The organism is Burkholderia sp. BCC0405 (genome assembly GCF_902833075.1).
Taxonomy (GTDB): domain Bacteria; phylum Pseudomonadota; class Gammaproteobacteria; order Burkholderiales; family Burkholderiaceae; genus Burkholderia.
Window position 1 is genome coordinate 393,886 of sequence record NZ_CADFEO010000005.1, and the last position, 11,421, is coordinate 405,306.

Annotated in this window: 11 protein-coding genes and 1 riboswitch; of the genes, 5 read left to right on the forward strand and 6 right to left on the reverse strand. The window is 65.0% G+C overall.

Annotated elements, in window-relative coordinates; translation table 11 throughout:
* Positions 1-65: 65 nt before the first annotated feature.
* Positions 66-1,532: a carbohydrate porin gene (locus tag HWX36_RS11220; RefSeq protein ID WP_175952147.1), complete on the reverse strand. Its 1,467-nt coding sequence runs from the start codon at positions 1,530-1,532 to the stop codon at positions 66-68.
* Between the two features lie 837 nt (positions 1,533-2,369).
* The gene (locus HWX36_RS11225; protein ID WP_175952148.1) at positions 2,370-3,431 is read right to left on the reverse strand and encodes a HoxN/HupN/NixA family nickel/cobalt transporter; all 1,062 of its coding nucleotides are present in this window, start codon (positions 3,429-3,431) and stop codon (positions 2,370-2,372) included.
* Positions 3,432-3,466: 35 nt separating this feature from the next.
* A riboswitch (cobalamin riboswitch) is annotated at positions 3,467-3,619 on the reverse strand.
* Positions 3,620-3,714: 95 nt separating this feature from the next.
* On the opposite strand from HWX36_RS11225, the gene HWX36_RS11230 reads away from it, so the two are divergent.
* From HWX36_RS11230 to HWX36_RS11250, 5 genes are all read left to right on the forward strand, one after another.
* Entirely contained in the window at positions 3,715-4,161 is a 447-nt protein-coding gene (locus HWX36_RS11230; RefSeq protein ID WP_175952149.1) for a DUF2946 domain-containing protein, read from the forward strand.
* Between the two features lie 109 nt (positions 4,162-4,270).
* On the forward strand, positions 4,271-5,188 hold the full coding sequence (locus HWX36_RS11235) for a hypothetical protein (protein ID WP_175952150.1): 918 nt from the start codon (positions 4,271-4,273) through the stop codon (positions 5,186-5,188).
* A 16-nt stretch (positions 5,189-5,204) separates the two neighbouring features.
* Positions 5,205-5,570, forward strand: a complete 366-nt coding sequence (locus HWX36_RS11240) for a copper resistance protein CopC (RefSeq protein WP_175952151.1) — start codon at positions 5,205-5,207, stop codon at positions 5,568-5,570.
* A 2-nt stretch (positions 5,571-5,572) separates the two neighbouring features.
* On the forward strand, positions 5,573-6,490 hold the full coding sequence (locus HWX36_RS11245) for a CopD family protein (protein WP_175952152.1): 918 nt from the start codon (positions 5,573-5,575) through the stop codon (positions 6,488-6,490).
* Positions 6,491-6,566: 76 nt separating this feature from the next.
* The gene (locus tag HWX36_RS11250; protein WP_175952153.1) at positions 6,567-7,025 is read left to right on the forward strand and encodes a copper chaperone PCu(A)C; all 459 of its coding nucleotides are present in this window, start codon (positions 6,567-6,569) and stop codon (positions 7,023-7,025) included.
* 45 nt (positions 7,026-7,070) lie between these two features.
* Here HWX36_RS11250 and HWX36_RS11255 read toward each other — a convergent pair whose 3' ends face one another.
* From HWX36_RS11255 to HWX36_RS11270, 4 genes are all read right to left on the reverse strand, one after another.
* Positions 7,071-7,520, reverse strand: a complete 450-nt coding sequence (locus tag HWX36_RS11255) for a hypothetical protein (RefSeq protein ID WP_175952154.1) — start codon at positions 7,518-7,520, stop codon at positions 7,071-7,073.
* 41 nt (positions 7,521-7,561) lie between these two features.
* Positions 7,562-9,682, reverse strand: coding sequence for a TonB-dependent receptor (locus HWX36_RS11260; protein WP_175952155.1), 2,121 nt, complete (start codon positions 9,680-9,682; stop codon positions 7,562-7,564).
* Between the two features lie 77 nt (positions 9,683-9,759).
* Positions 9,760-10,227 (reverse strand): copper uptake system-associated protein, encoded by a 468-nt coding sequence (locus HWX36_RS11265; RefSeq protein ID WP_347879209.1) that lies wholly within the window; start codon positions 10,225-10,227, stop codon positions 9,760-9,762.
* A 366-nt stretch (positions 10,228-10,593) separates the two neighbouring features.
* A complete protein-coding gene (locus HWX36_RS11270) occupies positions 10,594-11,079 on the reverse strand; it encodes a hypothetical protein (protein ID WP_175952156.1) in 486 nt (161 codons plus the stop codon).
* Between the last annotated feature and the right edge of the window lie 342 nt (positions 11,080-11,421).

Genomic DNA, 11,421 nt, shown 5'->3' on the forward strand with positions numbered 1-11,421 from the left:
GTGAGTCTCCTGGGGAGCGCGCCGTGCGGGCGGCGCGCGAAAAATGGGCAGCGTGGGCGCGTCGCTCAGAACGTGATCGTCGTACGCGCGCCGAGCACGAACGTGTTGCGCAGCGGCTGGGTCGCGTCGCTCGGGTTCTGGCCGGCGCCGGCGTTGAACGTGTACTGCGCGTCGGCCTGGACGATCCACCATGGGTTGACCTGGTACTGGTAGGTCGCCTCGAGCGTCGTCTCGCGGGTGCGCACGCCGTACGGGCCGGTCGCGAACATCCGCGCGGTCTGGTCGAGGTCGGTCACGTGGCTGCCGACCTGGATGTACGTGACGCCGAGGCCGACGCTGTCGTTGTCACGGCCTTCGAACGGCGCCTTCAGCACGATCCCCGCGTTGGCCGACAGGCTCACCAGGTTGCGGTCGCCGGGCGCCCCCATCACGCGTGCGAACACGCCGAGGCTTTTCGCGCCGCTCGGGTCGGGGCGCCAGATCATCTGGTCGGCCACCGCGTAGAAGCTGTAGTTGCCGTGATGCTGCTGCGCGTCGCCGTTCGATGCGGGATCCGAGAGCGACAGCCCGTCGGTGCCCACGTTCTGGTCCGCGAAGCGGCCGTTGTGATACCAGACGCCGATCTTGTAGGTGCCCGGCAGCCCGTTCGAGTGGCCGGTGTCCATTTCGCCGTCGGCCGGCTGGTTCAGCGCGTACTGCAGCTCGCCGATGTAGAGCGCGCCGTTGTGCAGGTTGAAGTTGGTGCCGCTCAGGTTGCTCGGGTTGTTGCCGAGCGGATCGCCGTCGAACACGCCCGCGAGCGCGGTGAGCTTCGGCGTGATCTGCGCGCGCACGCGCACGCCGAGGCCCGCGAGCGGGTACGCGGGGCCGCCGTTGGGCAGGTCGTACGAAGGCAGCGCGGGCCAGCCGAACATCGTGTTGACGAACGTGTTCGCATACGTGCTGACCATGAATTCCTGGTCCAGGCTCTGCTGGCCGATCTTCACGTCGACGCGCTTGTCGAGGAACGACTGCTGGTACCACAGCTCCCACAGGCGCGTCGTGTCCTGCGCCTCGATGCCGCTCGCGGTGTTGAGCGTGCCGAGGTTCCGTGCACTCAGGTTGGTGCCGTGGATCTGCAGCGCGCTGACGTTGAAGGTGCCGCCGGCCAGGCCGATCGCTTTCTGCGTGTCGACCGTCAAGGTGGCCGTCGTCAGTCCGTCGTAGGTGCCGCCGCGGTTCAGGCCGCCGCGCAGGTTCGCGAGGTATTCGCTGGTTTCGGTGATCTGCAGCGTCGCGCCGTACTTGCCGAGCCACGGGCGGATGCCGCCCATGTCGCCGAGCAGGTTCTGGCGGGTCCAGACGCCGGTCCACATGTTGGTCGGCTGCGCCTGGATCGCCAGGTCGGCCTCGGGTGCTTCGGGTTGCGCGTCGACCGGCACATCGGCATACGCACCGGCGCAGGCGAGCGTCGCGCCGGCGAGGATGGCCGCACAGGCGGCGGGGCGCATCCGGGCGCGGAGGCGGGCTCCATGGCGCGACGCAAACTTCATATCGACCCCTTGGTTTTATTTAATCTGTAATCCTGCATTTAAATCGCGATCCGAGCACTCGACACCCATTGAACTGGCAAGCAGGATCTGGTGTACAAGGCAGCCTGTTTATGGGCGTCGAAATGGCAATTCGGCGGTGACACGTGGATTCATCGACCGAATTCACGCTGTCTGGCAGGCCCGAAGGTACGATGCCAGATTCGTGCCAATGTACGCATCCTAAGGAAAAGCCAGGTGTCGATGTCGTGTGAAACACCCGACGGGCCTGTCTTGTTTCATCCCTGCAACCTGCTCCGGCAAGCGTTGATGCAAGGAGGCTACTGACTGAAGGGGGCGGCGACTCTTCAAGGCCAGCCAGCGACCGGCCCGAAAGGTCACTTGATCTGTCCGACAGGTCTCGCACGGATGCACCACGAGCACCGCGACGCGGCCAGCAGGGCTCGATGTTTCAACGCTGAAACGTCAGTGGTTTTATCCGGGTGACTACGAGTGTCGGGAATCTCCGGACTCGGAGCAACCGCCGACGGGTTTCGGCGAAAGATACGATCAACGGTTGTAGATGCCGGACAGGAGACCAAGAAAGCTCGCTCGACGCGGGGTCAAAGTACTGGGGAGGTGCATGGGTGAGACACAGGATTGCAGCGTAGCCGCTTTGATAGCGAGCTTGTATTGCGCACGCCAGATTGTGCCGATTGATGGCCGTGCTCGACGAAGGTCATTTTGCAGCGGGGAAAGGCGTTTCCGGTCCGTTGACGGAGCGATGAGGCGGGGTATCGGTGCTCGCGCTCAAGGACGTTGCGAAAGGCCGGGCGGAAACATCCGCCCGGCGTTGTCCGGTTAGGTTCGCGGGTTTAACAACTCTTCGTCAAAGCGCTTCACACGATAGATCACGATCGATGCAATCCAGCTGACGGCGAAGATGCCGATGATGATGTAACCGAGTATGCCGAAGTTGTCATTGAGGGTGCCGACCCCGTCCCACACCGCGCCCTTCAGACCCAACTGATCGGCGAGCAGGCCGAGCGCCTCGATGCCGCCGATGACGAGTGCCACCACGATCGACACGAGGGTGATCGTCATGTTGTAGTAGATCTTGCGCAGCGGTTTCTGGTAAGCCCAGCCGTAAGCGCCCAGCATCAGGTGGCCGTCGAGCGTATCGACGAGCGACATCCCCGCGCTGAACAGCACCGGAAAAACCATGATGGCCCACGGCGACAGGCCCTTCGCCGCCTGTGTCGCGGCGATCCCGAGCAGGCTGATCTCGGTCGCCGTGTCGAAACCGAGGCCGAACAGGAAGCCGATCGGGTACATGTGCCAGCTCCGCGTCACGAGCCGGAACAGCGGGCGGAACAACCGCGCGAGAAAGCCGCGATCGGCGAGGAGCATGTCGAAATCGTCGTCGACGTATGCGCCGCCACTGCGGACGTGACGCCAGGCACGGTAGATGCCGCGCAGGATCATGAAGTTCATCAGCGCGAGCGCGAACAGGAAAAACGCTGAAACGGCCGTGCCGATGATGCCGCCGATCGCCTTGAAGTTGTCGAACCGGCTCTGGATCGCCGTGGTCGCGAGTGCGACCGCGATCGATGCGAGTACGACGACGGTCGAATGGCCAAGCGAGAAGAAGAACCCGACCGCGACCGGCCGCTTCTTTTCCTGCATCAGCTTGCGCGTGACGTTGTCGATCGCGGCGATATGGTCGGCGTCGACCGCATGTCGGAGCCCAAAGCCGTATGCGAGCATCGCGGTGCCAAGCAGGACCGGATAGGCATGGAACGCCACCAGGGCCCATACCCACGCAAGCACGTTGATGGCGATCAGCACGCCATAGATGCCCAGCAACTTCCGCCGTACGCTGAGATTCGAGTCGTTGAAAATCTGGGTGAATCGGTCAAGCATCGAAAATCTCCCGGAAAGCACGCGTTCCGAATAGTGAAGGGGCAGGTGCATAACGAGGTCTGGCTTCGGGACCGACTGCGATTTCAAATCGCTGTCCCGACACAGTGGCGCGACCGTACCGGAATCTCACCGGTTTCCCGTTGTGTCTGCTTCAAGATAAATCAGCACCGCTTATACCTCGAAGAAACGGAAAAGTCGATTTCATTCGCGAAGGTGCCCGACCCGCATTCTTTCAAATTACATTCAGAAATATCGCATTCGTTTACCGAAATATTTCAAGAGCTTGATCCTGATTTCAGCATGGCATAATCGCCGTCCTTCACATCTCACGTCATCGTCTCCGCGCGTCATGTACGTCGCCCGTTTCCGCAAACCCGGCAGCCTGATCGGATTGATCGCAATCCTGATGATGGCGCTCGCCCCTGCGGTTTCGCAGATGATGATGTCGCGCCACCGGCTGGTCGACGCACTCACCGTCTATTGCTCGGCCAGCGTCGACGAGGTGTCGGCCGCGCATGACGGCAAGCCTTCGCACGTGGCAAAGGCGCACTGGCAGGCTTGCCCGTATTGCAGTTTCGTCGCTCACGCGACTGCCTTGCCGGGGCATGCCGTCGCGCTCGCAGCTCTGCGTCCCGGCTCGCAGAGGCCGGTCGTAGCGGCCTCGAATCCGGCACGCATCAGCCTCGTCCACACGGTCGCGCAATCGCGCGCGCCTCCCGCGTTCTCCTGAGCTCGTCTGATTTTTCTGCCTGACAAGCCGCCGCTTCGCGACTGGAGCGAGCGGCCGTGCGTCGCGCACGTGCGCGACGGCATCGAACGACAACCGGAGAACACCCAACATGCCCCGCTTGAACGAACGGCACGCGCCCCGCGCATGTGCCGTGCTGCTGGCCGCCATCGCCGGCCTTTCCCATGCTTCCTTCGCCAATGCGCACGCCGTGGTCGGCGACCGCGTCTTTCCTGCCACGTTGACCGTGGACGACCCCGGTGTCGGCGACGAGTTCGACATGCAGTTCGGCCATATCAAGTCGCCGGACGACAATGGCGACAACATGAACGTCAATACCGTGTCGTACGAGTGGGACAAGCTGATCACGAAGAACCTCGCATTCAGCGTCGCCAGCCAGTACGTGTCGCAGAACGACCCGAACGGCGGCTCCGCGAAGGGGTGGGACAACGTCACGCTTGGCGTGAAGTACCTCGTCTACACGAATGCCGCGCACGAGTTCATGGCGTCGGTCGGCCTGGAAACCGAAATCGGCGGCACCGGCGCGAAGTCGATCGCGAACCCGTACTCGACGTTCACGCCGACCGTCTACCTCGGCAAGGGCTTCGGCGACCTGCCGGCGTCGCTCGGCTACCTGCGCCCGCTCGCGCTGACGGCCGAACTCGGGCCGAACCTGACCACCGCGTCGTCCGACCAGGGGCCGAATTCGTTCGGCTGGGGCCTGACGCTGCAGTACAGCATCCCGTACCTGCAGCAGCAGGTGAAGAACCTCGGCCTGCCGCAGCCGCTCAGCAACATGGTGTTCGTCGTCGAGGCGCCGATGAGCACCTGCACCGCGGGCGCGTGTTCGGGCCAGACGACCGGGACGATCAATCCGGGGGTACTATGGCTCAATCGTTACGGGCAGTTCGGCGTCGAGGCGCAGATTCCGGTCAATCGCGCGAGCGGCAATCACGTCGGCGTGATCTTCGATGCGCATCTGTATTTCGACGACCTGTTCCCCGGCTCGCTCGGCAAGCCGCTGTTCTGATCGACTGAGAAACGCCATGAACCGACTGACCACCCTGCGCGCGGCCGCCGCCGCGCTGCTGCTCGCGGGCGCGCAGTTCGCGCATGCCCATGCGTTCCCGACGCATCAGGCGCCGTCCGCGGGCGAGACCGTGACCGGCGCGCCGAAGACAGTCGCGATCGATTTCGACGACGGGCTCGAGCCCGCGTTCAGCTCGATCGCCGTCACCGATGCGCAGGGCCACGCCGTCACGAACGGCAAGGCCGAGGTCGATGCGTCGAACCGCAAGCACATGTCCGTCGCGCTGAATCCGCTCGCGCCGGGCGTCTACACGGTCGCATGGGTGGCCGTCGCGCTCGACGGCCATCGGACGCAAGGGCACTACGCGTTCACGGTGAAATAGCCGTGGGCGTGCTCGTCGACGCACAGATCGCGTTGGCCGCCGTGCAGGACCTGCTGCTCGCCACGGCAGCGGGCTTGCTCGCGTGCGGCGCCATCGACCGGCGCATCGGATTGTTCGACCAGCGGGCGCTGCGCGTCGTGCGTGCTGCGCTCGGCCTCTCGCTTGCGCTGACGGCGTTCGGCTATCTTTGGCTGCAAGCCGCCGTGATGAGCGGCTCGCCGCTCGGCGACGCCGGGCCTGCCGTCGTCGCCGTGCTCACGGAATCGCACTTCGGTGTCGCCTGGTCGATCGGATGTTCAGGCGCGCTGCTCGTCGCGGCGGGCATCTTCGCGCGCGGCCGCGACGCCGTGCCGTGCGCCGCGGGCATCCTGCTCTGGGCCGCCGGCAAGGCGGCCATGGGTCACGCGGCCGATGGCGGCGACTTTTCGTGGCGTGAAGCGGTGCACCTGACGCACGTACTCGCGACCGCGATGTGGGCCGGCGGCGTGATCGCCGCCACGGCCCTGTTGCGGTGCCTCGGGCGTACCGGGGCCGCGCGCGTTCCGGCGCAGCAGACGGCTGCGTTCTGCTCGGCGCTCTCCCATCTCGCGACCGGGGCATTCGCTGTCGTGCTCGTCACGGGGCTCTACAACGTGCTGCAGGATACGGTGCACACCGGCGCGGCGCTGTTTGGCATAGCCTGGGGCCGCGTGCTCGCGGCGAAGCTCACGTGCGTCGCATTCGCGGCGCTGCTCGGCGGCTGGAACCGCCTGGTCGTATTGCCCGATCTGCGCTTGCGTGCCGAACGGCACGACACGGGTTATCCGGCCGCGCAACGCCGCTTCGACAGGGCGCTTGCCGTCGAGGCCGTCGTCATGGTCGCGGTCCTGGCGCTTGCAGCGTTGCTGGGCCATACCGCGCCGACGGCGGGCGCGTCCTGACGATACGTTTGCCCACGGAACAAGGCCGGGGGAGGGGCCCCTTCGTTATCCAACCCTTCATGACAGAGGATCGACAATGAATATCACGAAAACAACGCTTGCTGCGCTCGCTTACCTGTCCGTCGCCGCATTGTCGCCGGTCGTGCATGCGGCGCCTGCACAATCGGTCGCCGTCTCCGACTGCTGGATTCGCGGGATGCCCGGCAATCTGCCGTCGGGCGGTTTCTTCAACGTGAAGAACAGCAGCGGCAACCCGATCGACCTGACTGGCGTCGACAGCGATGCTTTCGGCATGGCGATGCTGCACCAGACACAATCGAACGGAAGCACGTCGACCATGGTGATGGTCGACAAGGCGACGGTACCGGCCGGCGGCACGCTGTCGTTCGCGCCGGGCGGCTATCACGTGATGCTCGAGCAGCCGACGCATCCGCTGAAGGTCGGTACGACGCTGCCGCTCACCTTCACGTTCGGCGACGGCGAGAAAGTCACCGCGCAGTGCACGGTGAAGGCGCCGGGAACGATGGCGAAGTAAGCACGGCGAACGAGCATGCCGGTGCCGATACGCACCGGCATGCGCCTACCATTTGAACGTCTGCCAGCGGTACGTATCGTCGAGCGACTCGATGACGAGCCGCTCGACCGGAACGGGTTTGACCGATCCGTACCATTCGAGCGGATCCGCGCCTTGACGCACGCCTGCTGCGACGAGCGCGTCGCGTGCCGTGTCCTCGATCCGCGCCCGCCGCCAGAGAGCCTGATCGTGAAGCAGCTTCGTCGCGTCGATCCCGAAGCGGACGAGTCCACCGCCGGCCTGGCGCGTTTGCCACATCGTCAATGTCACGCGATCACCGGTGCCCGGGTCGATCGCCCGTCCGTTGGCCGTTTTCTCCCAGTAGGGATTGCGCGAAAACCACGCGACAGGCTTCGCCTCCGGTGCCATGTCGAGCGCTTTCGGCATGATGACTTCGCTCATGATGATGGACTCGAAGTGCAACATGACCGTGTAGTGCCATGCCATCGTAACCATGCGGAAATTCCCTGTTTCGATTGAACGCATGCCGTGACGTTTCAGTAGCGCACGGTCAGCGACGCGAACGCGGCCCGGCCGGACGCCGGCGAATGCAGTGCCTGCGAGCCGTCGTACCAGACGTATTCGTTGAACCGGTTGAACAGGTTCGTCACCTGCAGCTCGACGGTTGCCCGCTTCGATACGCGATAGGCGGCTCGCGTGTTGACGGTCACCGCCGCGCCGAAGCGGCCGGTCGAGTTGGTTTGCTCGAGGTAGTACGCGCTCTGCGCATTGCCCCATGCCGACACGTCGAGCTCGGGCGTTGCCCGCCAGTCGATCCCGGCCGACAACAGATGGTTCGGCACGTGATCGACCTGCTTGCCGGCGCTCGCCGGGCTCGCAGGCCCCGGATCGACGATGCGCGCCATCTGGTACGTGTACCCGAACCACAGCCCGACATCCCGCGCCACCCGCAGGTTGGCTTGCAGATCGACCCCGTGGCGCTTCGTCTTGCCGAGATTGTCGTAGTCGCCGGTCGGGTCGTTCAGCTTGCGGCGCACCTCGTTGGTCGCGAGCTGTTCCCAGTAAGCAACGCGGCCGTCAAGCCAGTCCGCCGGCTGGAATTTCACGCCGAGTTCCCAGCCGTCGTTGATCGACGGCGCGAGATCGCCGGTGCGCGGCGGGATCTTGTACGCGCCGGCACCGACGCCGACCTGGAATGAACGACCGTAGTTGCCATACACGCTGTAGCCGTGCCACGGCGTATAGACCGCACTGATTTTCGGCTGGCCGATCACGCCGTAGCCGTTCATGTCGTAGCGCGCGCCGTTCAGGTTGTTGGTGAGGTGCCCGCTCAACACGTCGACGCGATAGGCCGGCACGATCTTCAGCGCTTCGACCGGCTTCACGACGGCCTGCACGTACGCGCCCCAGGTGTCGTACGAGAACGCCTGATCGCGGGTTTGCGATGTGCGCACGTGGCGGTCGGTGAGCCAGCGGCGGCTGACATCGTCCTGCCACTCGCCGCTCACACCCGCCTCCAGCGCGAAATCGCGCAGCCCGCTCACGCGCGGACGGAACGTCAGGGTGCTCAGGAAGCCGAGATGTCGCTCGTCGGCGAAACGCTCCTGCTGGCTGGCCGCCGAAGAGAACGTGACCCAGCGGCGCTCGCGAAACGTGTTCAGGTAGGCGATCGTCGACCACGACAGCCGGTTCGTGAGATTAACGTCGGCGGACAGCGCGTACTGCCCCGTTTCGCGAGTTGCCTGATCGGTCGAGTTGAACGCATACGAGGTGCGCGGATTCGCGCGGGCGTCCGCACCGCTCAGGTAGCCCGGCTCGTCAGCCGACACGCGCGCGTAGCGTGCGGAGAAACCGACGCGTACGTCGGCTGTCGGGCTGTAGAACCACTTGCCGGCCACGCCAACCTTGTCCGATCCCGAGTGATCGCGATAGCCGTCCGACTTGCGGTAGCCGAACGCGTAGTTCTGCGAGAACGTGTCGGTTTCATGGCCGGCGACCGTTTCCGCATCGAACGTGTCGTAGCTGCCATAGCCGATCCGGCCGCGCGCGTAGGTGCCACCCGTGAGTGTCGCGATCGACGCGTTGCCGGCGATCGCGTGCAGCCCGTCGCGCGGGTCGTTGGTGCCGCGCACCGTCTCGAGCGAGTCGATTTCGAGCGGAAACACGGCATCCATGAACGGCATGTTGCCGTCGTTGCTGTTCGACGGCACGCCGTCGATCAGCAGCTTGACCGCATTGATCTCGCCCTCGCCGTTGAAGCCGCGAAAAGACAGCTTGCCTGAAGTGGTGCCCTGGTTGAAATCAGTCAGCAGCACGCCCGGTAACTGGCCGAACAGCTCCCATGGACTGCGCGCGTTCTGGTTCTCGAGATGCTCGGCGTCGACGCGATCGACCGAGGTCAGGATGTTCCTCGACGTCAATGCGCCGGTACGCGTGCCGCTTACGTCGATGGTGCCGAGTACGAAGGTAGAGTCGCCGGTCCCGGTCGAGATCGGATCGGCCTTCGGTGCGGCGTGGGTGTGGCCGCCGCGCATATCGGCAGGCTCGCCATCGTCGCGCTCGGCGTCAGGTTGTGCGGCGGGCTCGGCCTGCGCGGTCATCGCGATCGCGATGCATGCGGGAGCAAGCCACGCTTTCCGGGGGTGTCGAATGCTCATCAAAAAGCTCTGGTTCGGTTGATTGGAATCGGGAGGATTCCCGGCGTGCCGCGGCCACGGCACGCCGGATCGTGACGTCAATGCGGGGCGGCACCCGATGCGGAAGACACGTCGGAAGGCATGCGGAATCGGTCGAAACGCGCGACCGTGACCGGACGCATCGGCCGCTCGGCATCCGCGAGACGGGACAGCAGCACGTGCACATCCGATGGCGGCACGCCGGCATCCTTCAGCCACGCGGGATCCTTCAACGCAGCGCCGCCGCAGGTGACGATCGTCCAGCGGCCGCTCACGACGCGCAGCAGCGCACGGCCGGCCATGTCGCGCTGCGTCCAGTCGGCGATCGCGAACTTGCCGGCAAGGGCGACGGCCTCGGTCACGACACGCCTGCCGGGGCCGTCGTAGGTACGGGAGAGCAGTTGCGCGATCTGCGTGGCGGCCGAGGGTGGGGCGTCGGCAGCACATGCATTCGCGGCGGCCACGGCGAGCGCGATGCCGCATGCCATTCGCCCGGCGAACGAATGGATCGGGAAAAGTCGCTTCATGATGGAAGTGGGCAACGTGTTGAACAAGCCGGCATGGAAGTGCCGGCGCCAGAGCGTCCGGTAGCCGGCGTGGGCGGATTGGGCGGGCGAGAGGGCCCGCAAGACGGTGGTCGACATGGTGTCAGCTCCTCGTGCTCGTCGATCGATCGGGCCGGCCCGGGGCCGGCCGCCGTCGACGCGCGGCACACCCGCGTGCGCACGGTGGCGGCACGGACGACGACACGTCATGCGCGGACGGTCATGGCGCGCATGGCGACGTCGCCAGAGCGGCGGGCGCTGTCGGGTGATCGCTTGAATCGGATGATGTGAAACGAACGGCGTGACGATCCGCGCACGTCGACGTACGCGGGCCGTCAGGCAAATCGATCAGCAGAACAGAGGAGGGGCGCGGCAGGGCGGGCGATCGTCGAATATTGACCGCACCACGCGAGGGATGTCGAAATGAATCCGGAACCGTCGAGGTGCCGCGACGGGAAACAACAGAGCCAGCAGCACGACCGACGCCAGCGCCGTGAACAGCGCCGCACCGAATGCGCAGAGGCCGTCGCCGCCGGCGGACGACGCTGCGTTGCCGGCATGGGCATCATGCTTCAGCGCGCCGGCGAGCGCGAACGCATCGTTGGCCGGCGTGATCGGCGCATCCGCATCGAATCGGGCGGCGAGTGCTGCCGCGTCGACGATCAGCGGGCCGCGCCCGGAACACAGCGCCACCGAGCCCGCATCCGGACCGTCCGGGTCGAGCATTATGGCGCTCGACATCAGCGCCCGGGACAGCAGCGTTACAAGGAGGAACCCCCACAGAAGCTGTCGCGCGACGCCTTGCCGGAGCAGGAAGCGGCGAAGTGCGTTCATGGCGCGCGATTGTACATGGGTTTACCGGCAGGGAAAGACTGCCGCGCCAATGGGCGGTATCCGTCGTTATTCGATTGGGTCGGACGGCGACGAGGTCAAGGGCGCATACGGTCTCGTCCGGTTGTAATGCTTCCAGGGACAGTTCGACACATAACGCGGACTACGAAAAAATTTGGCATGAGTATTTGCATGATATTTACCGGGTCCCATCGGCATCAGATCGACGCTCCTAGTCCATTGAACCAATGAAATTGCACTGATCTAATGGTGCATGGGCAAAATGAATCTGAGCGAAGCCGAGCGGGAAGAACTGCTGTCGATGCAGCGCAGCCGAACGATGGC